General features: G+C 56.0%; 31 protein-coding genes and 2 pseudogenes. 30 read left to right on the top strand and 3 right to left on the bottom strand.

Features of this window, described 5'->3' with window-relative positions; translation table 11 throughout:
- The 7 genes from V6936_RS03235 to V6936_RS03265 all read left to right on the top strand — a co-directional run bounded on the left by V6936_RS03235 (position 1) and on the right by V6936_RS03265 (position 3489).
- Positions 1-411, top strand: a complete 411-nt coding sequence (locus tag V6936_RS03235; RefSeq protein WP_240688247.1) for a recombination protein NinB — start codon at positions 1-3, stop codon at positions 409-411.
- On the top strand, positions 408-770 hold the full coding sequence (locus V6936_RS03240) for a Ref family recombination enhancement nuclease (protein ID WP_336579381.1): 363 nt from the start codon (positions 408-410) through the stop codon (positions 768-770). Before V6936_RS03235 ends, V6936_RS03240 begins: the two co-directional genes overlap by 4 nt.
- A complete protein-coding gene (locus V6936_RS03245) occupies positions 767-1597 on the top strand; it encodes a helix-turn-helix domain-containing protein (RefSeq protein ID WP_336579382.1) in 831 nt (276 codons plus the stop codon). The genes V6936_RS03240 and V6936_RS03245 overlap by 4 nt, the downstream gene beginning before the upstream one ends.
- A 1-nt stretch (position 1598) precedes the next feature.
- Positions 1599-2252, top strand: a complete 654-nt coding sequence (locus V6936_RS03250) for a DUF6475 domain-containing protein (RefSeq protein ID WP_268378289.1) — start codon at positions 1599-1601, stop codon at positions 2250-2252.
- On the top strand, positions 2249-2584 hold the full coding sequence (locus V6936_RS03255; protein ID WP_336579383.1) for a DUF1064 domain-containing protein: 336 nt from the start codon (positions 2249-2251) through the stop codon (positions 2582-2584). The genes V6936_RS03250 and V6936_RS03255 overlap by 4 nt, the downstream gene beginning before the upstream one ends.
- 149 nt (positions 2585-2733) lie before the next feature.
- A complete protein-coding gene (locus V6936_RS03260) occupies positions 2734-3102 on the top strand; it encodes a hypothetical protein (RefSeq protein ID WP_189393915.1) in 369 nt (122 codons plus the stop codon).
- Positions 3103-3294: 192 nt separating this feature from the next.
- Entirely contained in the window at positions 3295-3489 is a 195-nt protein-coding gene (locus tag V6936_RS03265; protein WP_336579385.1) for a hypothetical protein, read from the top strand.
- A gap of 77 nt (positions 3490-3566) precedes the next feature.
- Here V6936_RS03265 and V6936_RS03270 read toward each other — a convergent pair whose 3' ends face one another.
- A complete protein-coding gene (locus V6936_RS03270; protein ID WP_336579386.1) occupies positions 3567-4160 on the bottom strand; it encodes a DUF6338 family protein in 594 nt (197 codons plus the stop codon).
- A gap of 816 nt (positions 4161-4976) precedes the next feature.
- Here V6936_RS03270 and V6936_RS03275 point away from each other — a divergent pair.
- From V6936_RS03275 to V6936_RS03365, 19 genes and pseudogenes are all read left to right on the top strand, one after another.
- Positions 4977-5057: pseudogene (locus V6936_RS03275) on the top strand (HGGxSTG domain-containing protein); the annotation flags it as partial.
- 96 nt (positions 5058-5153) lie between these two features.
- On the top strand, positions 5154-5537 hold the full coding sequence (locus V6936_RS03280) for a hypothetical protein (RefSeq protein WP_336579708.1): 384 nt from the start codon (positions 5154-5156) through the stop codon (positions 5535-5537).
- A complete protein-coding gene (locus V6936_RS03285; protein WP_336579387.1) occupies positions 5476-6756 on the top strand; it encodes a phage terminase large subunit family protein in 1281 nt (426 codons plus the stop codon). The genes V6936_RS03280 and V6936_RS03285 overlap by 62 nt, the downstream gene beginning before the upstream one ends.
- Positions 6756-8126: a DUF4055 domain-containing protein gene (locus V6936_RS03290; protein ID WP_336579388.1), complete on the top strand. Its 1371-nt coding sequence runs from the start codon at positions 6756-6758 to the stop codon at positions 8124-8126. The genes V6936_RS03285 and V6936_RS03290 overlap by 1 nt, the downstream gene beginning before the upstream one ends.
- Positions 8110-9306 (top strand): minor capsid protein, encoded by a 1197-nt coding sequence (locus V6936_RS03295; protein ID WP_336579389.1) that lies wholly within the window; start codon positions 8110-8112, stop codon positions 9304-9306. The genes V6936_RS03290 and V6936_RS03295 overlap by 17 nt, the downstream gene beginning before the upstream one ends.
- Positions 9299-9451 carry a hypothetical protein gene (locus tag V6936_RS03300; protein ID WP_336579390.1) on the top strand — a complete coding sequence of 51 codons (153 nt, stop codon included), beginning with the start codon at positions 9299-9301 and terminating at the stop codon, positions 9449-9451. The genes V6936_RS03295 and V6936_RS03300 overlap by 8 nt, the downstream gene beginning before the upstream one ends.
- Before the next feature lie 96 nt (positions 9452-9547).
- Entirely contained in the window at positions 9548-10309 is a 762-nt protein-coding gene (locus V6936_RS03305; RefSeq protein ID WP_336579391.1) for a hypothetical protein, read from the top strand.
- A 12-nt stretch (positions 10310-10321) separates the two neighbouring features.
- Positions 10322-11278, top strand: a complete 957-nt coding sequence (locus V6936_RS03310) for a major capsid protein (protein WP_336579392.1) — start codon at positions 10322-10324, stop codon at positions 11276-11278.
- 39 nt (positions 11279-11317) lie between these two features.
- Positions 11318-11644 carry a hypothetical protein gene (locus tag V6936_RS03315; RefSeq protein ID WP_336579393.1) on the top strand — a complete coding sequence of 109 codons (327 nt, stop codon included), beginning with the start codon at positions 11318-11320 and terminating at the stop codon, positions 11642-11644.
- A gap of 2 nt (positions 11645-11646) precedes the next feature.
- Positions 11647-12015 carry a hypothetical protein gene (locus tag V6936_RS03320; RefSeq protein ID WP_336579394.1) on the top strand — a complete coding sequence of 123 codons (369 nt, stop codon included), beginning with the start codon at positions 11647-11649 and terminating at the stop codon, positions 12013-12015.
- Position 12016: 1 nt separating this feature from the next.
- The gene (locus V6936_RS03325; protein WP_336579395.1) at positions 12017-12373 is read left to right on the top strand and encodes a hypothetical protein; all 357 of its coding nucleotides are present in this window, start codon (positions 12017-12019) and stop codon (positions 12371-12373) included.
- 1 nt (position 12374) lies between these two features.
- Positions 12375-12764 carry a hypothetical protein gene (locus tag V6936_RS03330; protein ID WP_336579396.1) on the top strand — a complete coding sequence of 130 codons (390 nt, stop codon included), beginning with the start codon at positions 12375-12377 and terminating at the stop codon, positions 12762-12764.
- Positions 12765-12799: 35 nt separating this feature from the next.
- Positions 12800-13180 (top strand): hypothetical protein, encoded by a 381-nt coding sequence (locus V6936_RS03335; RefSeq protein WP_336579397.1) that lies wholly within the window; start codon positions 12800-12802, stop codon positions 13178-13180.
- 155 nt (positions 13181-13335) lie between these two features.
- On the top strand, positions 13336-13836 hold the full coding sequence (locus V6936_RS03340; protein WP_336579398.1) for a BRO family protein: 501 nt from the start codon (positions 13336-13338) through the stop codon (positions 13834-13836).
- Between the two features lie 44 nt (positions 13837-13880).
- Positions 13881-14804, top strand: a complete 924-nt coding sequence (locus V6936_RS03345) for a phage tail tube protein (protein ID WP_336579399.1) — start codon at positions 13881-13883, stop codon at positions 14802-14804.
- A gap of 10 nt (positions 14805-14814) precedes the next feature.
- Positions 14815-15288, top strand: a complete 474-nt coding sequence (locus tag V6936_RS03350) for a hypothetical protein (protein ID WP_336579400.1) — start codon at positions 14815-14817, stop codon at positions 15286-15288.
- Positions 15289-15663: 375 nt separating this feature from the next.
- The gene (locus tag V6936_RS03355) at positions 15664-16071 is read left to right on the top strand and encodes a hypothetical protein (protein WP_336579401.1); all 408 of its coding nucleotides are present in this window, start codon (positions 15664-15666) and stop codon (positions 16069-16071) included.
- 8 nt (positions 16072-16079) lie between these two features.
- Positions 16080-16391 carry a hypothetical protein gene (locus V6936_RS03360; protein WP_336579402.1) on the top strand — a complete coding sequence of 104 codons (312 nt, stop codon included), beginning with the start codon at positions 16080-16082 and terminating at the stop codon, positions 16389-16391.
- The gene (locus V6936_RS03365) at positions 16391-16786 is read left to right on the top strand and encodes a hypothetical protein (RefSeq protein WP_336579403.1); all 396 of its coding nucleotides are present in this window, start codon (positions 16391-16393) and stop codon (positions 16784-16786) included. Before V6936_RS03360 ends, V6936_RS03365 begins: the two co-directional genes overlap by 1 nt.
- Before the next feature lie 216 nt (positions 16787-17002).
- Here V6936_RS03365 and V6936_RS03370 read toward each other — a convergent pair whose 3' ends face one another.
- Together V6936_RS03370 and V6936_RS03375 are read right to left on the bottom strand one after the other, a co-directional pair.
- Positions 17003-17740: a hypothetical protein gene (locus tag V6936_RS03370; protein WP_336579709.1), complete on the bottom strand. Its 738-nt coding sequence runs from the start codon at positions 17738-17740 to the stop codon at positions 17003-17005.
- Between the two features lie 87 nt (positions 17741-17827).
- Positions 17828-18007, bottom strand: a pseudogene (locus V6936_RS03375) (DUF4236 domain-containing protein); the annotation flags it as partial.
- Positions 18008-18115: 108 nt separating this feature from the next.
- Here V6936_RS03375 and V6936_RS03380 point away from each other — a divergent pair.
- The 4 genes from V6936_RS03380 to V6936_RS03395 all read left to right on the top strand — a co-directional run bounded on the left by V6936_RS03380 (position 18116) and on the right by V6936_RS03395 (position 23066).
- Positions 18116-18460: a hypothetical protein gene (locus V6936_RS03380; RefSeq protein WP_336579404.1), complete on the top strand. Its 345-nt coding sequence runs from the start codon at positions 18116-18118 to the stop codon at positions 18458-18460.
- Positions 18461-18526: 66 nt separating this feature from the next.
- The gene (locus tag V6936_RS03385) at positions 18527-21988 is read left to right on the top strand and encodes a tape measure protein (protein WP_336579405.1); all 3462 of its coding nucleotides are present in this window, start codon (positions 18527-18529) and stop codon (positions 21986-21988) included.
- Positions 21985-22326 carry a phage tail protein gene (locus V6936_RS03390; protein ID WP_003800199.1) on the top strand — a complete coding sequence of 114 codons (342 nt, stop codon included), beginning with the start codon at positions 21985-21987 and terminating at the stop codon, positions 22324-22326. The genes V6936_RS03385 and V6936_RS03390 overlap by 4 nt, the downstream gene beginning before the upstream one ends.
- Complete coding sequence (locus V6936_RS03395; RefSeq protein WP_336579406.1) at positions 22323-23066, top strand: phage minor tail protein L; 744 nt, start codon at positions 22323-22325, stop codon at positions 23064-23066. Before V6936_RS03390 ends, V6936_RS03395 begins: the two co-directional genes overlap by 4 nt.
- Positions 23067-23086 lie beyond the last annotated feature (20 nt).

Below are 23086 nucleotides of genomic sequence, written 5' to 3' on the forward strand. Positions count from 1 at the left end.
ATGCGTTTGATCTATCGGGAGTTCACGCTTCGGGATGGACTGAGTTGGAACAACCTTGTGGCATTGGTGCGGGCGAATGCGCGTGCCGCGATCGACAACGATAAGCCGCTCAAGGTCATCGTGACTCAAGCAGAGGCAAAGCGTCGCAGCGTCCAGAATCGCTACTACTGGGCCGCGGTGATCACTCCGATCGCTGAGCAGGCCTGGGTGGGCGGGCGCCAGTTCAGCAAAGAATCCTGGCACGAACTGTATGGGCGCTTGTTCGGTGTTTGCGAAGACATCACGTTGCCCGATGGTGAGGTGGTTACCCGCCGGCTGTCCACCACCGATATGACGGTCTCGCAGTTTTCGGAGTACTGCGAGCGTGTTCAGGCTCATGCCGCCCAAGAGTATGGAGTGGAGTTCTCATGAGAGCCTGGAACAGCACCTTCAAGGCCCCGACAAAGACTATGGCACGCAGCCCCTGGAAGAAGCGCAGTAACAAGCGCGCAGCGACAAAATCCGAGCGCCAGCATATGAACGCTCAATCTGAGTCTGGTTGCATCCTGTGCCGATTCCTGGGGTACGGGAACACGCCAGCAGAGATTCACCATATTCGCCACGGCATGGGGGCAGGGCAGCGCAACAGCCACCTGATGACTATTCCTTTATGCCCTGAGCACCATCGAGGCGCCACCGGCTACCACGGCCTGGGACGTAGGGCGTTTGAGCGCATGTACGGCACAACCGAACTGGATCTGCTCGGTATGACACAGCGGGAGGCTGTATGAGTGTTGAGGTAATGACCGCTGTGTTTAAGCGGTACCCAGTTGGCGGCGGCGAGATGATTCTTGCCCTGGCGTTGGCTGATCACGCTGATGACGACGGGACCAAGGTTTTCCCCTCCATCGACCACTTGATGACTAAGACGCGCCAATCGCGCCGCACTGTCCAGTACCAACTGCGCAGGATGGAAGAGTCTGGCTGGCTGATTCTGGTCAATAGCGGCAATGGAGGCCGGGGTCAGTCTCGCGAGTATCGAATCAACCTTGATTGGATTAAAGGTGGCGAACTACCGGGCCAAGAAAACGGTGCAGAAATTGCACCCATTTCTGATGAAAAAAACGGTGCAGATTTTGCGCCCATTAATTCACCTGAAAAGGGCGCAATTCAAGACATAAAGGGCGCATCTGACGACACAAAGGGTGCAAACGACGACATGAAAGGGTGCAACGGGTTGCACCCGCATATAACCACCATAGAACCATCAAGTAACCGTCATAAACCATCAAAGGCTGACGCCTTGGTTTTGCCCGACTGGCTGGACTCTGATTCGTGGTCGATGTGGGATGAATTCCGAAAAGAAAAATCCGGTAAGGCTTGGACGGAGGCAGCCAAACGGCTTTCTCTGCGAACGCTTGCCAAGCTGCATGCCGCCGGGCAGGACCCAACAGCCGCTATCGAGCAAAGCATTGAGCGTGGCTGGACTGGGCTTTTTGGCATCAAGGAAAGCAACGCCGGACAAGGGCTCTTAGCGCAGTCCGGAGCCTTGAATCGCCAGGAGGCCCTGGAAGCCCGAAACCGAGAAATTGCCCGTCTAGCCGCTTTGGAGTCCTGAGATGCACGACACTGAAAAACAGCAGTTCTTTGGCCTTATGGCCGACGTCTATGCCTTCTACCACAGGGACACATCACGCTTTGCGTTGAACGTCTGGTGGGAAGCCATGAAACCCTTTGATTACCCTGCCGTGAACGAAGCCATAAACCGGCATTGCGTGAACCCCGACAACGGCCAGTATGTGCCTAAGCCTTCGGACATTGTGAAGCTCTTGCGCGGCTCAACTCAGGATAGCGCCTTGGTGGCCTGGGCCAAAGTGGATAAAGCCGTGCGCACAGTCGGCACATACCGCAGCGTGACATTTGACGACCCGATCATCCTGCTGGTGCTGCAGGATATGGGCGGCTGGATCGCACTGGGGACTAAGAAAGAGGACGAGTGGCCGTTTGTGGCGCGTGAGTTCGAGAACCGCTACCGAGGCTATGCCACGCGCCCCAGCCTGGAATACCCCCGTTGGCTACCGGGTATTGCTGAAGCGCAGAACAGCCAGGCCGGCCAGCCGGTAGAGCCGCCGGTGCTGATCGGTGATGCGGTGCGCGCCAAGCTGGTGCTGCAGAACGGCTCCGAAACGCAACGCATCGGGTTCCAGCAGCTCAGCGACAGAGAAATGCAGGAGGCATTGGCCCCCAGCTCACCGCGGAGGCTGCAAGCATGAAACGCAAGTACGGAAACCGCAAGACGGTAATCGACGGCATCCAGTTTCCCAGCAAGCTGGAAGCCACCCGCTACCAGCAACTGAAACTGCTGGAACGGGCAGGGCAGATCACCGGCCTGGAGCTGCAGCCACGTTTCGAGCTGATCCCCAAGCAGCGCCGGGCAGATGGTAAGGCTGAGCGAGCCTGTGAGTACGTGGCGGATTTCCGGTATACGGACGCCCGCACCGGTCAGCAGGTAATAGAGGACGCCAAGGGCATGCGCACGCGGGACTACATCGTGAAGCGCAAGCTCATGCTCCAGGTCCACGGCATTTCGGTGCGGGAGGTCTGATATGTCATACCCAAGCTGGATGTATCAGGACCCATCGAAGCATGTTGATTTCGTGCGCCGCAAGCGAAAAGAACACCAGGAGCGGCAGCCCGAGGCAAAACGAGAACGAGCGCGGGAAGGATTGAGAGAGCTATTCGGGGAGAAGAGGGATGCAACGGTACGACGCTGATTCGATCTTGTGGAACTGGGCTCGCTGGTGCGCCTCGGGCGAGCGCGTGGGGAACATGCTGGACGTGGTGCCGCATTGCGACGACGAGGAAGCGCTCAAACCGGTCATCTTGCCAGAGCAGGCCGAGCAGGTCGACCGCCTGCATAAGACGCTGCCGCATCATGAACAGATGATCATCATTGCTGAGTATCCGCAGCGCCATGGCTTCTTTCGGGGACTGCCGGCTCGCCAACGCCGTGAAAAGGCCCAGCGATGGATTAAAGCCGTGACCGGTGTGTGTGTACGAGAGTCCGAGTACAAGCTGTACCTGGGGTTGTTCAAGGAATTGGTGTGGAGGAAGGTGCGGTGAAGTACGCCAATGAAGTTATCAATCTCATGGGTGCGCATCCTGGCCGACGTTTTAAGGTTCGGCATATCGTTGGATATGTGGCTCCGAACTCAACCCCTAAGCAGCGGGCGTCTATACGCGTCGGAATTCAGCGTGTGCTTTACGCGCTTGAAACCAATGGGCAGATTGGTAGTTCCCGCGCGCAGACAGTGAATGGCGGCGATGCTGAATATTGGTGGAAAACCGCAACATCAAGTTCTTGCCGACCGCAACAGAAACCGCAACAATACAGGCAGCACAACTGTGCCTATAGGTTTTGAACAGGCCCGCCAGTCGAAAGATCGGCGGGCTTGTTTTATGACTTGGGTTTGGGTGGTGCAGGAGGCGGGGGTGGCCGTTGGTATGTAGGAGGCGGGTTGGCATTATTTTGTTCATGCCCGCCTGGAGTTCTAGCGGGAGTGGCTGGGGGACGTATTTTGCTCATTTTAAAGGCGCTCCTTGGGAAGAATCTCAATCCATTCTATATCAGAAGCTTTGATAAGGAACTCTTGAGGCAGGTCTATGGTTCCTAGCTCGTCGTCTAACCAGGCGCAATTTGTCATATGGAAGTGGTCTTTCTCACCACTGGATGGCCACCAGAGCGGCCAGCCATATAGCCTCCGCTCTCCTTTGATGTGAAGAATGATATATGTCGGGTCTCTGCTAAATGCAGCATGCCAACCACTTGGGTGCGAGCTTTTTTTAGATATTCTTAATGCTCTAAATAGTCTGTGTAGATGGTCTTTATTCCACAAGTAGCTGATAAATAGGCCCGTGAACGTCGCTGTGGTAAGCGATAGAAGCGTTTCTGAATCAGTATCCATCTGACCGAGCGTTACCCAGTTGCCAAGGAAAAGTAAAAACTTTTTTTCAAGGCCGACAAATAAGTTAACGGTCATTGAGTAGATGAGGGCTTCTACTATTCGTTCAAATTGCGACGGGCGCTCGTGCGGGGTAAGTACATAAATCACTCCAGCAACAATGAAGCCAGGAAGTAGATATTGCAATAGAGCGATAACGTCGTTTGTTATGCTGGGCATAGGTCTGTATTAAAACTGAATTGGTCGTGGCTCTTCTATAATTGTACTTTTCGGCTTTGACGTAGGCTATTTTGACATGTTTCCTCTGCGGCTACTGGGTTTGTGTTAGTTCAGTGATGAGCGTGGTAGGCTAGGGCTTAGCTCCACAGGACGTTAGTGGTTTGATCAGCACTTTTTTGACATGAGAAGCCATGCTGTTTACTAGAATTCCTCGGATCAAATTGGATAAGCTCTACCATGCAGTTGAGGGTGCAGAGAAGGTCAAAGGTAGAATATCGGCTATTGTTAAGCAACTAGGCATTGAATTTGATAGTCAGAGTCGGACAGGGTTATCACTCACGTCGCATTCTGATTGGCCAGTGTGCGCGCTAATCGAGTCCCCTTTGGGGCGTGGCAGGCTACGAGTAGAATGGACTGTTTTGGAAAGTGGCGTCGCCGGACTAGTAATTGTTGATCGCGAGGTTTTGACTTCATTTAATCAATTGGAATATCAGCCGGTATGGGCATTTACCGTCCCAGAGTATGGGGATGCATACATAGGCTCGGGCCAAGAGCGGGAGAGCCTCAGAATACATGCATTGACAAGTGGGCAAGTTATTGGCACGGCCTACGAGCTTGGTATGTCGATTCTGTATAAGATCGCTGCAGGGTGTCGCGAGGACGAAGATGTCGGGTAGTACGTAAGCCGCCTTAGGGCGGTTTTTTTACGCCTATCCGGATCGATGCGGATAGGCTCGGGTTCTATGTCGACTGAGCGCCTTCTGGCCTTCCCTTTCGTAGTAAATTTCCAAAACACCCCATGAATGAGGTGCTGACATGGCCCTATGTGGCGCAAAGACGCGCAGCGGGGAGCCATGTAAGCGCCATGCGGTGCCGGGGTCCACGCGCTGCAAGTTACACGGCGGTGGAGCGAGCAAAGCCAATAAGGGCAACAAGCACGCCGCCACTCCAGGGAGCATCTACTCCCAGTATTTCACCGAAGAAGAAAAAGACTTGGCTGCCCAGATTGAACTGGGCAAGGTCGATGAAGAGCTGCGCCTGACGCGGATACGCCTGATGCGCGCTTTGGCTCGGGAAGCCGAGTACGGCAACACCCTGGAGCTGGACAGCGAGAAGCGCGAGCCGGTCATCATCGACGGCGTGGTGGTTGCCGGTGCCGAGCAGGTGACCACCACCAGCAAGGTACGGGACTACACGGGCCTGATCGACAAGCTGACGGCTCGCATCGAGAGCCTGGAGCGTACGCGGGCCGAGCTGGCCAAGAATTCGCCGCCGGACGAAACGCCGGTGGGCAAGATCCAAATCGAGATTGTGAATGCAAAGCCGAACCCTTCGCCTACAGATGACGGAGCCGCAAGCGCGGTTCTTTCAGACTGAGGCCAAGTACCCGGCTTTTATTGGCGGCTTTGGAAGCGGCAAGACAGAGACCCTAGCCAACTGCGCACTGCGCGACGCGCTGCAGTCCTCGGATGCCCTGATTGCCTTGTACGAGCCCACCTATGACCTGGTGCGCCTAATCTTGGCACCGCGGATGGAAGAGAAGCTATCCGACCTGGGCATCCGTTACAAGTACAACAAGCAGGAAAACATCATCTATACCAGCGCGCCGAACTGCGGCGACTTTATCCTGCGCACGTTGGAGAACCCGGCGCGTATCGTGGGGTATGAGTCTTACCGGGCGCATGTGGACGAGATCGACACCTTGAAGAAGGTGCAGGCGGAGGCGGCCTGGCGCAAGATCATTGCTCGTAACCGTCAAAAGCCCAAAGGCGTGGACAAGCCGTTCAACCGGGTGAGCGCCTATTCGACGCCCGAGGGGTTCCGGTTTGCTTATGAGACCTGGGCCCGCAAGCCCAAGCCGGGCTATGTGATGGTCCAGGCGGCCACCTCAAGCAATCCGTTCCTGCCGGATGACTATGTTGATTCCTTGCGCGAGTCCTACCCGGCGCAACTGATCGAGGCGTACCTGCAGGGCCGCTTCGTGAACCTGAACAGCGGCAGCGTGTACCCGTCCTTCTGCCGGCGGCTCAATCACAGTGCCGAGGTGGAGCGACCGAACGAGACGCTGCATGTGGGTATGGACTTCAACGTGCTGAACATGACGGCCACCATCAATGTGATCCGCGATGACTTGCCGATCACCGTGGCTGAACTGACCGAGGTGAGGGATACGCCCGCCATGGCCAAGCTGCTCAAAGATCGGTTCAAGGATCGAGGGCATGCCGTGGTGGTCTATCCCGACGCCAGTGGTCAGAACACGAGCAGCAAGAACGCGAGCGAATCGGACCTGACCATTCTGCGGCAGGCGGGGTTCACTGTAAGGGCGAACAGCCGCAACCCATCCGTGCGCGACCGGGTCAACGCGGTGAACGCCATGCTTCTCAATGATATGGACCAGCGACGCTGGAAAGTGAACACGGATCGCTGCCCGGTGCTGACCGAGGCGCTGGAGCAGCAGGCCTACGACAAAAACGGGGAGCCGGACAAGAGCTCAGGGCATGACCATGCAAACGATGCGCAGGGTTATTTCCTGGTCCACCGTTACCCAATTAAGAAACCGAGCGCCGGACAGCGCCAGATTGGAGGTTTGGCGTAATGTCAGTCACAACCACGCATCCCGACTACGATGCACACCTGCCCGAATGGGAAATGATGGACGATGCCTTGGAGGGAGAGCGGGCCATCAAGGCCAAGGAAAACTATCTGCCCAAGCCAGCCGGCATGGTCGAGGCGGAGAAGCTCAGCGGTGAAAACCGCTACCTGTATGAAGGGTATCGAGAGCGCGCCCAGTACGAGCACTGGGTGCGCGACAGCCTGCGTTCGATGATGGGGCTGGTCTCGCGGCTGCAGCCTGAGATTGAGTTACCCGCGCGCATGCAGGCCATGGAGCAAAACGCTACAGATGACGGGTTCAGCCTCAAGCAGTTGTTCCTGCGTATGGTGCGCCAGGCTGTCTCCCATGGTCGTGTGCCTACTGTGGTGAATATCGATGAGCAAGGGCAGCCATACTTCGCTACCTACCGAGCTACGAACGCCACCAATTGGAAAGAGGCAACGATAGAAGGGCGTCAGGACTTGGTGTTGGCAGTTTTCCGGGAGTTCCGTGAGAAGGGCGATGACGTCTTTTCGCACGACACTGAAGCTGTTTATCGCGTCTATGTGCTGGATGATGGAGTTTGTTTCACCGAGGTGCAGGGCAGCGATGGGCAAATTATTGAAGAGCGCCGGCCGCTGGGTACGGTGGCCACCGGCGGGCAGGTAGCAAAAGGGCTGGAGTTCCTACCGGTCATCTACTGCGGCTCGACCGATAATGCTCCTGCTGTAGACGAAGTGCCACTCTTGACCATGGCGCGTGCGGCAATTAAGTCGTATCAGCTCAGCGCCGACTATTTCACCAGCCTGCACTACACCAGCCATCCGCAGCCGTGGGTGTCTGGACTGGAAGCGGATAAACCGCTCTCGGTAACCGGTCCGTCAGCAGCGTGGGATCTTGGCCCGGACGGCGAGTGTGGCTACCTGGAGTTCCAAGGGGCTGGTATCGATGCCGTGCGCCGTGCGATGCAGGATCAGAAGGGGGCGGCGCTGGAGGCCGGTGCCAAGGTCATGGACATGGCCGGCACCGAGTCGGGCGAGGCCCGCAAGGCGCGCCAGGATGACCAGCACGCGACGCTACACACCATTGTCGTGACGGTGGCCGAAGCTATCGAGCAAGGCCTGCGCTATATCGCTGAGTGGATCGGCGAGAATCCTGACGGCGTAAAGTTCACGGTCAAGCCGGAATTCAGCACGCCAGTGATTGATCCAGCCATTGCCCAGCAACTGCTGCAGGCGGTCATGGCTGGCAAGATCAGTGCGGACGCCTACTGGCAGTATCTGATCCTGGGCAAACTGCCTGAGCGCTCGTATGACGAAGAGGCGCTGCACATCGAGAACCCTGGAGGCGTAGAGAATGGCGAGTCTGAGTGATGCCCAGCGGGCTATTGTTGCGGCGCTGGCCCAGCATTCGTCTTATGGCTATCGGGCATCGTCGCAGGCCGTCAACCGCCTCTGGCTGGAGCTGGATCGCATCGGCGCCGGCTTGGCCAAGGAACTGCTGCCACTGCTGGAGGCGTTGAGCCCGGGCGAGCGGGAGGCATTCCTGGCTGGCCGCTATACGACGGATGCGCTCAAAGCCCTGAAGGGCGAGATCGACCAGGCCGCCAAGGCGTTGGACAGGGCCATCCGAGCAGAATGGTCTACCAGTGCTCTGGCGCTGGCCGGATACGAGATTGCCTATATTACCGAGGTAATGGGCAGGGCCGTCGATGGCCTGCCCAAGGTCAAGGTGCCGGCAGTCAAGGCGCTCAAGGCCGCCGCTGACCGGCCGGTGTTTGGTGGTCAACTGCTGGACGATCTACTGACTGACATCCCCGTCCAGGCTCGTGCCCGGATCTATGCCGGGATTCGGCAGGGGATTGGGGAGGGGCAGACCAACGCCGATATCATCCGAGGCTTGCGGGGTACCGACAAACTGCGCTACCAGGACGGCCTGATACATCGCAGCAAGCTGGACGTGGAGCGGGTGGTGCGCACGGCACGCAACCATGTCTCAAACGTGGCGTATGAAAACACCTACCGTGCCCTGGGCGTGAAGTACTTGGTGGTTGTTGCCACGCTGGACGGGCGCACCAGCAAGTACTGCGCGGCGATGGATGGTACGCGGTACGAAGTTGATTCGGATTTTCCACGCCCTCCGTATCATCCGAACTGCCGTACCGTTCTTGCACCAAGCTTTGATGGTGACCTGGTGGGCAACCGGCCATTTGTGCGTTCGCTTAAGGTGCGCGGCGGCTACCGGATTGGCGAGGACGGTGAGCGTGTCCCACGGCCAGCCAGCTTTCGACCGGTGGGGGACATGACTAAGGCGCAGCGTGAGAAGGCGGAGCTGAAAGTTGGCCAAGTGCAGGCCAGCACAAAGTACGGCAGTTGGTTTCGCGGCCAGGATGCTGCGTTTCAGCGCGAATGGTTGGGACCAGCCCGATATAAGCTGTATCAGGATGGCGGCTACGACTTGAGTCGCTTTGTCGATCCGCGTGGGCGTCAGTACACTTTGCAGGAGCTGCGTCGGCGTGACGCGGATACCTTCAAGAGCATATTCGGTGATTGAGCATCAGCCCTGCGACTTCATGTTTCTCGAATGGTGGAAACACCGCATCGTCGAGCGCCGCCCTTTGCTGGAGCGGCCCGAGCTATGGCTGCACATGCACATCAACATTTCCATGCGCCGACAGGAGCTGGAAGACGACACGTAACCCGCCTCTGAGCGGGTTTTTTTTGGAGGCTGCCCGAGGGGCGGCCTTTTTTTATGGCTGGCGAGGCTGGCCGAAACCTTCCCAAGGGGAAACCGCATGTTTGAAGATCTCGATCTGGCCGAGCTGGGCTTGGACCTGCCCGAGGATAAGGCCACTGCTCTCAAGGAGGCGCTGGCCGCAAAAGGGCAGGAGGCTATCGATAAGGCCGTCACAGGCCTAAAAACCAAGAACCAGGAGCTGCTGGGTTCGGTCAAGACCGCCAAGGGCGAGCTGGACCAATTCAAGGCTCAGTTTGACGGCCTGGACCTTGATGCAGTCAAAGGCCTGCTGAGCAAGGCGGACCAGGACGAGGAAACCCGTCTGATTGCCGAGGGCAAGCTGGATGAGGTGGTTTCTCGTCGGACCGAGCGGCTCCGAGCCGATCAAGAGAAGAAGCTTTTAGCGGAAAAGGAGCGTGCCGACAAGGCTGAGGCATTCGCGGCACGGTTCAAGGACAAGGTCCTGGCCGATTCCATCCGTGAAGCTTCGGCCAAGGCTGGGGCGCTTCCTGAAGCCGCCGAGGACCTGATCCTGCGTGCGCGTAGCGTCTTCCAGTTAAGTGAGGATGGCCAACCGGTCGCGATGGCCGATGGCGAGATTGTCTACGGCAAAGACGGCAAAACGCCGTTGTCCCCACTCGAATGGGCCGAGGGCCTGCGCGAGTCTGCACCGCATCTGTGGCCGCGAGCCCAGGGCGCGGGTGCTGTCGGCGACAAAGGCGGCAAGGGCGGCAAAAAGCGCAGCGAGATGTCGCCTGCGGAGATTGCTGCGTACGTCAAAGATCATGGCCGAGAGGCCTACCTGAAATTACCCAAATAAGGAGCGCATTCAATGCCTACCACTGTCAACAGCGACCTGATCATCTATAACGATCTGGCGCAAACCGCCTATCTGGAGCGTCTCCAGGAAGTGCTGGCCATTTTCAATCAATCCTCTGGCGGCGCCTTGGTGCTGCAGAACGAGAACATCGAAGGCGATTTGCGCAAGCGTGCCTTTTGCAAGATTGGCGGCTCGCTTGAGCACCGTGATGTCAATTCGGCTGCCGACGTAACCGGTAAGAAGATCGGCGCCGGCGAAATGATCGGGGTCAAGACACCCTGGAAGTACGGCCCTTACGAAACCACCGAAGAAGCCTTTAAGCGCCGCGCGCGTAGCCCTGAAGAGTTCTCCATGTTGGTGGGCCAGGATATGGCCGACGCCGTCCTGGATTACTACATCGAAGTTGCCTTCGCATCCCTGGCCGCTGCTATCGGTTCCAACGTCAATATGGTCGCCAAGGCCGCTTTTGCGACGGATCACAAGAAGGTCCTGACCAAGGGCATGCGCAAGTTCGGTGACCGCTTTAACCGCATTGCGCTGTTTGGCATGGACTCCGCTACGTATTTCGACCTGGTAGATGACGCGATCGATCAGAAGATCTACGAAGAAGCTGGCATCGTGATCTATGGCGGCACACCCGGCACCATGGGCAAGCCCGTATTGGTCTCGGATAAAGTGCCCGGCAACAGCATTTTCGGCCTGCAGGCGGGCGCGGTCACCTTGACCGAATCCCAAGTCCCCGGTGTGCGTTCCTACCTCATTAACCACCAAGAAAACCTGGCGCTGGGTTACCGCGCTGAAGGCACGTTCAATGTGGATCTGCTGGGCTATTCCTGGAAAGAGGCTTCGGGCGTGAATCCGAATCTGGCAGCTCTGGGCGCTGGTGCCAACTGGGGCAAGTACGCGACCAGCGATAAGGCGACTGCTGGTGTTTTGATCGATCTGACGCCAGATCAGTCGGGCGGCTAAACCTCTGCGGGGCTTCGGCCCCGCTATTAAGGAACAATCATGAGAGTTCTGTATACGACCCAGGCGGCATTCGCCTTGCCTGAAGGCGAGTCCGTGGCCGTGCGCAACCCGATCTATTTCCGAAGCCCCGAAAGTGGAGTCAAAGAAGTAGCGGTTATGGGGGACTTCCCCGAGATCGTTACGGCTTATGAGGCGCTTGATGTGCCTGTTCACGTTGTGCCCGAGGGCGATCGCCAGGAAGCAAGTCTGGAGCCGGCACAAATGGGGCTGCCTGCCCTGCGCAAGTACCTGAAAGGCCTGGGTATCGATTTCGATCCAAAAGCCAGCAAGGACGAGCTGCTGGCGCTGCTGCCTGCTGCGGAATAGCCATGGAGTACGTGACTGTTTCAGAAGTGGACGAGCTGATGGGGCAGTCATGGGCTGCCGAGGACAAAAAGGCGCGTGCGGTGCTACTGGCCAATGCCTGGATGGGTGAGCAGCGTCTGCCCAGTCTGGACCCTATGCCGCCGCAATGGAAACAGGCTGGCGCCGAGGTCGCTATAGAAGCGGCGGCCGACCGGCTTTACCGTGCGACCGAGGTGGGCGTGACCAGCAAGTCCGTGAAGGCCGACACGGTCGACTCCAGTAAAACCTTTGCGTCCAACTACCAGCAACTGACGGCGGGCGAGCGGCTCGCCCTGGCGCTGCTCAAGCCTTGGATAGGGCGGGGTGGTGTCGTTTTCTTGAAGAGGGCTTGATATGGGACTGCGTGACGAGTTGATGGCCGATATAGCCGAGGCCTTCGATACAGACCTGGCGGATGCGGTGACTGAGTTCACGGGCCGGCGCATCGAGCGCGGGCAAGCCTACGATCCGGTGAATGAGGTCTGGCCAGAGGTAGAAATCACCTATACCGGCCGGGGCGTCATCGGGGGCTACAAGCTGGAGCTGATCGATGGCATCCGGATATTGGCCACGGACTCCAAGCTGACTGCGCTGCAAGGCGATGTGGACGGCACACCCAGGGTAGGCGACAAGATCAACGGCATGGAAGTGCTGAATGTCGGCCAGGATCCAGTCGGTGCTACCTGGACTTTGCAGCTACGGAGGGTTTGACATGGCGACTGGTTGGAGTAAACCGCCCACTGCGTTTATCAAGGTGGTGGAGCAGGATCTCGGGCAGAAGCGGCACCAAGTTGCCGTGGAAGCCCTGGCCGCAGTCGTTGCGAGCTCGCCTGTGGACTCCGGCGCTTACCGAGCAAATCACCGCGTCAGCATCGACGGGGTGGATCTGGGCTACGACCTGGAGAAAATCGACCCATCAGGAGCCGAGACGCTACAAGCTGGCAATGAGGCCATCAGCTCTGCTGCCAGTCCATATTGCGAAACCGTCATCCAGAACAACATCCCCTACGGCGAGGTACTGGAGGATGGCCATTCAGGCCAGGCGCCCGCTGGGGTGTATGGCGTGGCTTTCGCCGCTGTCGTGGAGAAACACACCAAATGACCTTTGAGCAGATCCGGCGCGCTATCACGACGCGAATGTCAGTCTTTCCCGGTATTGACCAGGCGCGCATTGATTATCCCAACTCCCTGACGGCATTCACGCCGCCGGAGTCAGGTCTGTGGTGTCGTCTGAGCATCCAGCATGGGCAAGCCTTCATGGCAGGTATGGCCGACCGACCACATAGCCGCAAGCCCGGCATGATCACCGTTCAGTGCTTCGACCGCATCGGCGCTGGAGTGGGCGCTCTTAATCGCCTGGCCGACCTGCTGGAAGAGCACTTTTCCTACTGGTCCCAGGGCGATTTGGAGTGCCTGGAGGCGAGTCAGGTGGACGTTGGCACCGGCGATTCCGTAGGCCGGCCGCAGGGCCTGGGTTTCTATCAGATCAACGTCAATATCCGGTTTAGGGCTGGATAGTCAGTATCAATCTATCTATTACCGGCTGCGAGCCGGTTTCTTGTTTTCTTGGCAGCCTTAAATCGGTAGATACCGAGCCCGAAAGGGTGGAAGAGCTTTGAAAAGTCCGGGGCTGCCCATTGCGGGCGGCCCTTTTCTTTTCGGAGAACGAAACGATGAAAGAACTGATGTTCCAAAACCAAACCATCCGCTTGATAGACAAGGATGGAAAGAAGTGGGCCAGTGCGGCGGATATTGCACGAGCCCTTGGGTATGCTCGCGCCGATAAGGTGACGCGCATCTATGACCGCCACAAGGCTGAGTTTTCAGCCTCGATGACGCAGATTGTCGAGACCCCCACTTTGGGGGCTTCGGGGAATCTCGTAACCCAAACGAGGGTATTCAGCCTTCGGGGAGCGCACCTGATCGGTATGTTTGCCCGCACATCCAGAGCCCAAGAGTTCCGGCGCTGGGTGCTGGACATCCTGGAAGGGCATCAATCGGCTCAGTCGCTTATTCAAGAGTGGTTCGAGGCTAAGGCCGCACTAGACGCACAAGACCGATTCGCCAGCCTGTGCGGCCGAGGTCTGAGCGAACATAAACGCCGAAAGCCACCCCTGGTAACGCGGGTGAATCAAATATCCGAACAGATGCAGCCATCTCTGCAACTGAACTGACCCGGCCCCGAGCCGGTTTTTTTACGCCATCATAGGAGCACGCCATGTCCAGCGGTGCAAAAGTCACAACCCACATCGTCAAGGAGGTCACGCCCGGCGTCACGCCCAGCTCTGGCTGGCAGACCCTGCGCGTCACCGGCAACACCCTGACCCCCACGCCCAACACCGAAGAGTCCGAAGAAATCACGGACTCACGCATCGGTCAGGGCTCTATCACCACCAGTGTAGACATCGCCGGCGACATCACGGGTGAGCTGTCTTACGGCACGTTTGACGACCTGCTGGCTGCCGCCTTCTATGGCGCCTGGACGGCCAATAAACTGACCGTGGGCGAGACGCGCACTACTTTCAGCGTTGCCAAGGGCTACCGCGATGTCGGTGTCTATGCCTTGTTCAAGGGCGCGCATGTCAGCTCTATGGCATTGGAAGTGCCGGAAGAGGGCAAAGCCACAGTGACGTTCTCGATGTCTTGCCTGGACTATGAGGATAAGGAAACGCCGTTTGCGACCACACCAGCAGCGCCCACGGATACGCCGTTCATGTCTTCGATCAGCGTGGGCGACGTGAAAGCGAACGGCGTCTCGCTGGCTGGCCAGGCCTGCGTCTCCGGCTTGACCCTGAACATCGATAACAACCTGCAGACGCAGCGGTGCTTCGGGGCTGAGCGCCTGGGGCCGGGTGCGCTGATCGAAACGTCGGCCGCCATTACCGGCACTGTGAATCTGGCCTGGTCCAAAAAGGCGTGGGAGCTGTGGAAGAACCAGTTCACGCGCACGCCCATTGCCATTGCCTTCCCAATCACCGACAGCCTGGGCAACAAATACGAGATCTCGCTGCCCGCAGTGGAAATCGATGGCGAGCTGCCCAGCGGTGGCAAGGCCGACATTCTCCAGATCCAGCTGAACTACACCGTGGCTAAACAAGCACCCACTATCACGCGCACGCCTGCTGCGGCGCCAGGACCATAAGGAAATATCCATGGCTTTGAGAATCAACCGCCAAGAGCCGGCCGCCACGCATGAGCGCTGGGAGGATTACGACGAAGACGTCTCCTTCAAGCTTGCGGGCCTGGACACCGACGCCTATCAGATCGCCCTGGAACGTGCTCGCCGCCTGATCGCGCGTGAGGACGCGGGCCAAAGCCTGGCGGCCATCAACGTGTCTGGCAACGACGTGCGCGAGCATGACGTGCAATGCCAGTTGCTGGGCCGTTACATCATCAAGGACTGGAAGGGTGAGATCCTAGACGACGCCGGCGGCGCGGTGCCTTACTCGGCCGAAGGCGCGGCCAAGCTCCTGGCCAGCAACACGGATCTGTTCGTGTGGGTGATTGCTACTGCTGCCCAGGTCGCGGCCGGCGCTCAGAAGGAGGTTCAGGAAACCGTGGAAAAGCCGTCGCCCGGTTCCAGTGGGAAAGAGAGTGGGCCGGGCAAAGCCAAAAGCGAAAGCTGATCTATTCGGCCCTGGGTGCTGAAGTGCCCGACGAGCCGCCTACCGATCCGATCACCGATCACATCATCAGCGTGTACTGCGCGGCTGATCGGTGCCGGGGTGTGGCGGTCGGGATAGGCGGGGCTGTGCCGCTGCCTCTCACCACGGCAAACATCACTGCTGTGGTGGAGGCGTATGGGACGCCGCTTTCTAGGAGGGAGCTGGATGCGGCGGTATTTGCGATTGTTAGGTCGAAGGAGAGCGGATAAGATCGAGAAGACTATGCATTACACAGACTTTTAACTACAATCAGCTAAAATATTGTTACAGACGCCAACCTTAAGGCTTGATTGTTATGAGAGTAAAGTTCGAAACGAAAGGCGCTTTGAATTTAAAATGACGAACTTAAAAAGCCCGTCTACCGTTGGGAGCAATGGGGACAGCGTTTTTAAATGGATCGTGCTTGTAGTGGTGGTGGGCTCGTTTCCATTATGGGCGCGTTTTCTTGGAAATGCTGTTTCTCCCACAATCATTAAGGACGCCATAGCAATTTCTGATCTTATTGCATTCTCTTTCTTGCTAGCAGTGACATCAATGTCTGAAAGCTATGACAAAGACACGCTTTTCGGTTATGTGATGGGAAGGAAGGTGCTTTTTTGGGCATCTGTCACTAGTCTTATTTTGTGCTCGGTTTTTTTTGCTTTATCAATGGCTGGCTTTGAGAACCAGGATCGTGCTTTTCAAATTTCTTGGATTTTGGTTATGGCTAATCTTGCTATCGGTTTTTTTGTTTCTTTTGAATAGGTGAGGGGATGGAAAATTTTTTCTTTTTCATCACAGCCTCTTTTTCCATAATGGTTATCATGGTCTCTATAGTGGCTTCTGTTTTTCTAAAGCTCAGAGCAAGTAGGTGGCGTGGTTTTTTTGGTTTTTTAGAAAAAAAAGATGAGAATGAGCAAGGGAAGTTGGTAGGGCAGCAAGCTGGTGTTGAGAACTTAGTCTTTCATATTAACTATTTTGAGATTGACTTAAGTGGAAAGGATTCTGCGCAGATGGAGAATGAGGTAGTTAATTTTAGACATAAAATTAAACCTTTGGATTTGCCCTGCGAAGGAGTGAGCTAGTGAGGATAGATCCAGAAAACTCAAAATTGTTTCTTAGAGAAATAATATATAAACATAAGAGTGGGAAAACCGAAAGCTCGGGCGAAGATAGGCAAGGGGATGCTCAAGTTCATTTTGGAAAAAGAGGGCTAAGTACTCCGAATTTAGGAAGATCCTATGTCTTAGTGGAGGTTTCGCTTGATATGAATACCGCTGAATTTTATTTAAATGCATCGGGATTTATTGGGTTTCCTGTTGTTGATGGGGTGGTTGAGGTTGGTGAGAATCTAAAAGATAAGGTGAATGCAGTTATTAACGAAAATTTAGGTGCATTGGAAGTTTCAGGTAAGAAATTGATTGACTATTTATTGTCCGCTACCATAACTCAGCCTATGGATTTAACTGTTAATGATTAGTTTTGTAGGTGGTATGTTCTTTACGCCCATCGTGCTATTTGTTTTTTAAATTTTGATGCGCTCCTCTCGTGTTGAATTATTGCGTTTTTTTAGAGCGCGGTATATTTTATTTATGTATTTAATTTGCGGGTCTTGGATGTAAAGGTGTGGTGGTTTTGGGTGGTTGTTGCTTTATTACTTAAAAAGCCGCTTTTCAGCGGCTATTTTTTTGTGGGCTTACTTTTGGTCGGCAGGTTGGTGCCACTGTTGAACGAGTAGTTGTGCTTGCCGGAAATCGAGTATAGGTGCGCCTAAAGTGAGGGTCCAGGCTTCGTCGTGTCCTACAAACATGGCATCAGCGCGATTGTAGTAAGCCCGAAATTTGTCTGTGTGGCGTTTTATTGGGCGATGCCGTTGTGCGGAAACCCAGTAAATGATGTGCACAAAGGCTTCATTGTGCCGTTTCTCTTTGCGCAGCAGATTTGCCATCCGTTCGTGCACTGTCGCATCTAGGCTGAGAGTGTTCTCGACGCTGAACTGCTGCGCGGATGCGTGCGCCATGAAGTGACTTTTTTCATCCTGGCAGGCGCGCCAAGCCGCGTCAAAATCTCCTTGCTTTTCTGCTTCTGCAGCTTGCCTGCGAGCAACTGCGGCGAGAGCTAAATAGTCTGTTTGTGACGCCGGAGAAGATAGAAGCAGATGGTGTGGATTATTTGTCGCGCGAGTTGGGGCGGGCTGACTAGGATCTACCAATGCACCGACTGCGGCAGCGCGTTCTTGCCATGTGCTAGTTGTGGGTTGCGGACTAGAGATTGCGGCTGCTATGTCTGGGGCTTCAATGGCTTCTCGTGTCCAAGATTTTCGCATCAAGAGTATGAAAATTGTCAGGCACGCGATACTGACAATGATCATCGGAGTCCTTAGGCCGCTAAAGGCATAGGCAATGCCGGCAGAAAGTAGAAATCCCACGAACATTGCGGTGTCCCATTCTGTCTTGGTAGCAGGGGCTGGCGGGGCGCTTTTGGCTGGACGTCGGTAGAGCTTTGAGGCAGAGATGCCAGTGCCTGGTAGTCCGGCTGTGACGCGAGTGCCGCGCTTGCTGAGGTTTACGGTGGCGCCGCGCCTTCCGATGGATGTGCTAACTCCGGATTTGCTGAAGTTGAGACGTATTCCTGGCGCTATCTTGACGCTTTTGCTAAATCGGAATGCCACGTAATCCCCGCCTGTATCTACTTGTTGCATTTGACCATAGCATTGATGTCGAACATTTCGGAACTGGTGGAAAAAACAGTGCTTTGGTCTCAGTAGAGGGATTGGCTATGATCTCCGCATTGACTTTGTGGAGGTGGTATGAGGCGTATATTTGCAGCTGTTTTATTGATGTTAGGTGTCGGCAGCGCTACTGCAGAGCCAGTGATCCCCGAGGCGTTGGCTCGAGAAATGGTGGAGGCAAAAGCAGGGCTGGCACTGCAGTACGGCGAAATGTGCTTCCAGCGAGTCCAGGCGCTTTTGCTGGGCTACGAGGCAAAATTGCAGGATAAGGATTTGAGCGCGCTGATTCAGGGCATGCCTAATGATGAGGCGACCGGCCTATTCAGAACTGGGTACGGCCTTGAGGGATTGCGAGATCCTCAAATCGCTGGAACATACTCCGGCTGTCTAAATGAGGCGCGGCCCCTTCTTGAAGCCCCCTAGATGTTTGTTAACTGATTAATTCGACCCCCTTTTCGAAGGGGGTTTTTTTTCGCCTGGAGAAATTGAATGGCGCAAGAATCCCGCCTGGCCATCACGATTGACAGCCGATCTGCCGAGCAGAAAGCCAAGGAGCTGGAGCAGGCGCTCGGCGCGATGGAAGCTGCCGGCATCCGTGTCGTCGGATCAACTCGCCGCGTCAGCGGTGGGTTGGTGGGGGTCGGTGGCGCGGCGCGCACAACTACAGCGAGCGTTGATGGCCTCAATAAAGAGCTGGCAAAGACTGAGCAACAGGCGGCCACCTCGGCAGCCACGATAAATCGTGTTTTGAAGTCAGCGCTGCTCGGCGTCTCTACCATGCGGTTGATCGACATGGCTGACGAGTGGGGACAATACGCAAGCCGCATGCGTATGGCAACCGAAACCCAGGACGAGTACAACCATGCTCAGTCTCGGATGGCTCAATCTGCGCAAACTACTTTTCGAGCGATCAACGAGACGCGTGAGGCCTTTATCCAGCTCTCCCCGGTGTTGCGCGAGATGGGGCTGAGCCTGGACCAGAGCATCGACGCCGTTGATGCATTTTCGGGCCTGCTCGTGGTCAATGGTGCCAATGCCGAGCGCGGTGCCGCAGCAATGGAGGCCTTGGGCAAATCATTTCAACGCGGCCGAGTGGACGCTCAGGCGTGGATGACGATCTACAGTACAGCGGACACAATTGTTGAGCATTTGGCTAAAAGCTCAGGAAAAACAGCTGCGGAAATCCGTCAAATGGGCGTTGAAGGAAAAATCTCCGCCGAAATGATGGCTAAGGCATTAGTGTCAGCGTACGAGCCTGTCATCAAGCAGGTCGAGGGTATGCCCACTACGGTGCGCGACGCCCTAACGAATCTGAATACTGCCTTTGGGGAGTACATTGGCTGGCAAAATGAGGCCAGTGGTGCCACTGCCGCATTAGCGTCGGGGTTGGGGCTTCTGGGTGAAAACTTAAGTGGTGTTTTGAATGCTGGCTTGGTGGTGGGCGGGGCTGCTTTAGCCGCGTACTCCGTTAAAACAGGTCTGGCTCGAATAGAGACGGGCAAGCTAACAGTAGCAAAAATTGCTGGTGCTAATGCAGACCGAGCTGCTGCCCTTGCAGCCCGTTCAGTAGCAGTAGCCCGCGTAGAGCAAGCTAGGGCGACCCTGGCTGCGGCAGTCAGTGAAAAAGAAAAATTGGTGGCCACGTCCCTTTTGGCAAATGCAGAAAGGAATCTTGCGGCGGCGTCTGCTTCAGTTGCGACCGCCACTAGGGCGCTAGGGACCTCTATGCTCGGCTTGGTTGGTGGTCCGATCGGAGCCATAACCCTTGCAACTGGTTTAGCTGCGACGGCATGGCTGGCATTCTCAAAAAGCACGGACGAAGCCAAAGAAAGCCTCATTGATATTGGAGAGCCTTTAGATGAAACCGTGAGGAAGTTTCAGGCGCTTGATGCGGCATCTAGGCAGTTAGTGATTAACGAACAGCTTAAGAAACAAGCCGAGGCAGCAGATGAGGCTACTGATGCCTGGAAGCGCTTACAGAGTTCGACAACAAGAGGCGTTAACGAGTTTGGATCGGCATGGAGTCATGGGCAATGGCGCGAGTTCCGCAGGGAGCTGGAGAGCCTGCATGATGCCGGTGAAAGCCTGGAGCCTGCGCTGCGTAAAGCCGCCGAGGCCGGAGTTGTAGATAAGTCCAAAATTGATAGATGGTATGAGCTGGCCTCCATCCTCGCAAAAGCCAATGATCGAGCAGAAAAACACGGGACAGTGGCAGAACGCCTGGCCAAAAAGCATGAAGAGATTCGAACTGCAGCGCAGGGAAGCGCGAGTGGCTTGAATAGCCTCAACGATGCGCTCGGGATAGAGAAGTGGGATGAATACCTGAAGAAGTTGACTGATGCGCGTGACGTAATAGGCATGAACGCCAAGCAGTTAGGGGCTTTTGAAGCAGCTCAGGCTGGCGCGAACTCACTTCAGCAAGAAATGGCCGGCATCGTCACGGCTCAGACTGATGCGTTCAAAAAACTTCAGTCTGCTATTGATGATAAGGACAAGAAGGCCATTGAAGCGGCTCAGAATAATATCCGAGCCTTAGACATTGAGCGGCAGAAGGTTGAGCTGCTGGCGATTAAGACTCAGGCTCTTATCGCTGCAACAAATGCCTTCGCGCGTGGGGAGGTGTCGGGTGATGTGGCAAGCGGTATTTTGCAGAATATGCTGCAAGGCTTTTCTCAGGCTGAGGCTGCGATTGCTGTTAGCAAGGAAGCAGAAGCACAGATCAAGAATATCTATGCCAACACCAATCCTAGCGATAGCACTAAAGGTGGCGCAAACGCAGCTAAGGAGTCCGCCCGTCTGCTGCAAACACTTCGCGATCAAGTGGCTGTTCTTGGTATGTCCGAGAGCGAGATGCAGCGCTATCAGTTGCGCGTCGCTGGTGCGACACCAGAGCAGCTAAAAATGGCTGACTCTTTGTTGGCGACTAAAGAGGCTTTTGAAAAAACGAAAGCTGCCCAGGAGGCTTATAAGTCCTTGATGCTGGATCTTCGTACGGAAGAAGAGCGAACCAACGATCAATTTAAAGAGCGGATAAAAGTTTTGCGCGAAGCGGGCTTAAGCGCAGAGCAATATCAAGCCTCGCTGAACAAGTTGGTCACGAGCAATATCAGTGTTGCGCCGAAGTTCGATGGAGTAGATGCCAGTGTTGGTGGTGCCTCTGGCGAGCTAATCCGCCTTGCCCAGGCTCGGGCAGAGTTGGATAAGTGGCGCGCTGACGAAATCCAAAAGCATCAAGAGTATTTGAAAACTAAAGAGGGCAATGAGCAAGCTTATGCATCGGCAGTCTTGAAGATCAATCAAGACTATAACAAGCAGCAAGAGGGGCTAGCAGACGCTTGGCGCTCAGCAACGTTAGCTAACTTCGCGTCCGTTACAGGCGATGCGGCTGCAATGCTGAAAGGTTTAGGACATGAGGGTAGTCTTGCCTATAAAGCAATGTTTGTAGCGAGCAAAGCGGCTGGTATTGCACAAGCGATTATTAATACAGAAGCAGCAGCGACTCGCGCACGCGCAGAGCTGGGCCCGATTCTGGGAACACCTATCGCTGAAAAAATGCGCATTCTTGGCTATACCTCGGTCGGCATAATGGCCGCTACATCGTTAAGTGGCATGGCCCACAGCGGAATCGACCAGATCCCGCGCGAGGGCACCTGGCTGCTGGACAAGGGCGAACGCGTGCTAAGCCCCCGCCAGAACAGTGATCTGACCTCCTATCTCAAGAAAGCCAATACGGTGCCCGCTGGTGCCGGGGGCGGCGGCCAGCCGATCCAGATCAACGTCGAGGTCAATATCGCCAACGACGGCACCGCTCGGACCCAGGTTGACGGGGCTGGCGCACAACAGGGGCGGCAATTGGCTGAGGTGGTAGGCGGCTATGTCCAGCAGGCTCTTGTGCGCGAGATGCGCCAGGGTGGTTTGTTGTGGAATCGACAAAATGGGTACTCACGATGATGGAAACATTCGCCTGGGCCCCGGAGCAGCAGAACGTGGCCGAGGAGGTACAGTTTCGCGTGTTGTCTGCCAAGTTTGGTGATGGCTATGAACAGAATGCCGGAGATGGACTCAATACCCGTGAGTCGACCTGGCCTCTGACGTTTTTCGGGCGCGAGGAGCGGATCAAGGAAATACAAGGTTTTTTAGACAGCCATGGCGGCTGGCGTTCCTTTCTTTGGACGCCGCCAGGGCAGAGCACGGCCATTGTGGTCAAGTGCAAGGCCTATTCCAGGCCTCATGGGGGCGGCCAGGCCTGGCGACTGTCGGCCACGTTTGAGCGAGGATTTCGGCCATGATGATCAACAGCGAAATTCAAAAACTCGAGCCCGGCGCGATTGTTCAGGTCTTCGAGCTGGATGCTGAGGATATAGGGGCGGGTACCTTACGCTTTCATGGTTACCCGCAGGACGAGCCGATCTGGTGGCAGGGCAAACGTTACGAGCCATGGGCCATCGAGGCGACGGGATTTCAGCGGGTAGGCGAGGGCCGACAGCCTGCACCGACGGTGCGCGTAGGAAACATCGGTCTGGACTCTCAGGGCAAACGCATTCCTGGCGTGATCTCCGCCATGTGTCGCATGTACGGCGATCTGGTAGGTGCGAGGTTCATCCGGCGCCGGACCCTGGCCAAGTATCTGGATGCGGCCAACTTCGAAGCCGGCAATTCAACAGCCGACCCGACTCAGGCCTTTCCAGATGAGGTCTGGCTGATCGAGCAGCGCACTTCTAGCAATGCGGAGATTGTGGAGTTTGAGCTGTCCAGTCCCTTGGACTTTCAAGGTCAGCAGTTGCCAGCACGCCAGATCACAACACAGTGCGCTTGGACCCGAATAGGGGGCTACCGAGGGCCTTACTGCGGTTACACAGGGTCTGCAATGTTCGATAAGAACGATAACCCGGTCAGTGATCCTGCACTTGATCGGTGCCCCGGCTTTGTGCGTAGCTGCCAGATTCGCTTCGCTGCCCAGCAGGGCTGTACGCCGACGGAGGCAGAAATTAACTTTGGCGGCGAACCTGCCGCTGACCGACTCAGATAGCCGCCTTTGGGCGGTTTTTT

The organism is Alcaligenes sp. CHO6 (assembly GCF_037120595.1).
GTDB lineage: Bacteria > Pseudomonadota > Gammaproteobacteria > Burkholderiales > Burkholderiaceae_B > Alcaligenes > Alcaligenes ammonioxydans.

Excerpts from the sequence above, each read along its gene's own strand:
- V6936_RS03235 (WP_240688247.1), top strand. The coding sequence starts at position 1 with ATGCGTTTGATCTATCGGGAGTTCACGCTTCGGGATGGACTGAGTTGG.
- V6936_RS03240 (WP_336579381.1), top strand. The coding sequence starts at position 408 with ATGAGAGCCTGGAACAGCACCTTCAAGGCCCCGACAAAGACTATGGCA.
- V6936_RS03245 (WP_336579382.1), top strand. The coding sequence starts at position 767 with ATGAGTGTTGAGGTAATGACCGCTGTGTTTAAGCGGTACCCAGTTGGC.
- V6936_RS03250 (WP_268378289.1), top strand. The coding sequence starts at position 1,599 with ATGCACGACACTGAAAAACAGCAGTTCTTTGGCCTTATGGCCGACGTC.
- V6936_RS03255 (WP_336579383.1), top strand. The coding sequence starts at position 2,249 with ATGAAACGCAAGTACGGAAACCGCAAGACGGTAATCGACGGCATCCAG.
- V6936_RS03260 (WP_189393915.1), top strand. The coding sequence starts at position 2,734 with ATGCAACGGTACGACGCTGATTCGATCTTGTGGAACTGGGCTCGCTGG.
- V6936_RS03265 (WP_336579385.1), top strand. The coding sequence starts at position 3,295 with ATGGCGGCGATGCTGAATATTGGTGGAAAACCGCAACATCAAGTTCTT.
- V6936_RS03270 (WP_336579386.1), bottom strand. The coding sequence starts at position 4,160 with ATGCCCAGCATAACAAACGACGTTATCGCTCTATTGCAATATCTACTT.
- V6936_RS03285 (WP_336579387.1), top strand. The coding sequence starts at position 5,476 with ATGCAAAGCCGAACCCTTCGCCTACAGATGACGGAGCCGCAAGCGCGG.
- V6936_RS03290 (WP_336579388.1), top strand. The coding sequence starts at position 6,756 with ATGTCAGTCACAACCACGCATCCCGACTACGATGCACACCTGCCCGAA.
- V6936_RS03295 (WP_336579389.1), top strand. The coding sequence starts at position 8,110 with ATGGCGAGTCTGAGTGATGCCCAGCGGGCTATTGTTGCGGCGCTGGCC.
- V6936_RS03305 (WP_336579391.1), top strand. The coding sequence starts at position 9,548 with ATGTTTGAAGATCTCGATCTGGCCGAGCTGGGCTTGGACCTGCCCGAG.
- V6936_RS03310 (WP_336579392.1), top strand. The coding sequence starts at position 10,322 with ATGCCTACCACTGTCAACAGCGACCTGATCATCTATAACGATCTGGCG.
- V6936_RS03315 (WP_336579393.1), top strand. The coding sequence starts at position 11,318 with ATGAGAGTTCTGTATACGACCCAGGCGGCATTCGCCTTGCCTGAAGGC.
- V6936_RS03320 (WP_336579394.1), top strand. The coding sequence starts at position 11,647 with ATGGAGTACGTGACTGTTTCAGAAGTGGACGAGCTGATGGGGCAGTCA.
- V6936_RS03325 (WP_336579395.1), top strand. The coding sequence starts at position 12,017 with ATGGGACTGCGTGACGAGTTGATGGCCGATATAGCCGAGGCCTTCGAT.
- V6936_RS03330 (WP_336579396.1), top strand. The coding sequence starts at position 12,375 with ATGGCGACTGGTTGGAGTAAACCGCCCACTGCGTTTATCAAGGTGGTG.
- V6936_RS03335 (WP_336579397.1), top strand. The coding sequence starts at position 12,800 with ATGTCAGTCTTTCCCGGTATTGACCAGGCGCGCATTGATTATCCCAAC.
- V6936_RS03340 (WP_336579398.1), top strand. The coding sequence starts at position 13,336 with ATGAAAGAACTGATGTTCCAAAACCAAACCATCCGCTTGATAGACAAG.
- V6936_RS03345 (WP_336579399.1), top strand. The coding sequence starts at position 13,881 with ATGTCCAGCGGTGCAAAAGTCACAACCCACATCGTCAAGGAGGTCACG.
- V6936_RS03350 (WP_336579400.1), top strand. The coding sequence starts at position 14,815 with ATGGCTTTGAGAATCAACCGCCAAGAGCCGGCCGCCACGCATGAGCGC.
- V6936_RS03355 (WP_336579401.1), top strand. The coding sequence starts at position 15,664 with ATGACGAACTTAAAAAGCCCGTCTACCGTTGGGAGCAATGGGGACAGC.
- V6936_RS03360 (WP_336579402.1), top strand. The coding sequence starts at position 16,080 with ATGGAAAATTTTTTCTTTTTCATCACAGCCTCTTTTTCCATAATGGTT.
- V6936_RS03370 (WP_336579709.1), bottom strand. The coding sequence starts at position 17,740 with ATGTTCGTGGGATTTCTACTTTCTGCCGGCATTGCCTATGCCTTTAGC.
- V6936_RS03380 (WP_336579404.1), top strand. The coding sequence starts at position 18,116 with ATGAGGCGTATATTTGCAGCTGTTTTATTGATGTTAGGTGTCGGCAGC.
- V6936_RS03385 (WP_336579405.1), top strand. The coding sequence starts at position 18,527 with ATGGCGCAAGAATCCCGCCTGGCCATCACGATTGACAGCCGATCTGCC.
- V6936_RS03390 (WP_003800199.1), top strand. The coding sequence starts at position 21,985 with ATGATGGAAACATTCGCCTGGGCCCCGGAGCAGCAGAACGTGGCCGAG.
- V6936_RS03395 (WP_336579406.1), top strand. The coding sequence starts at position 22,323 with ATGATGATCAACAGCGAAATTCAAAAACTCGAGCCCGGCGCGATTGTT.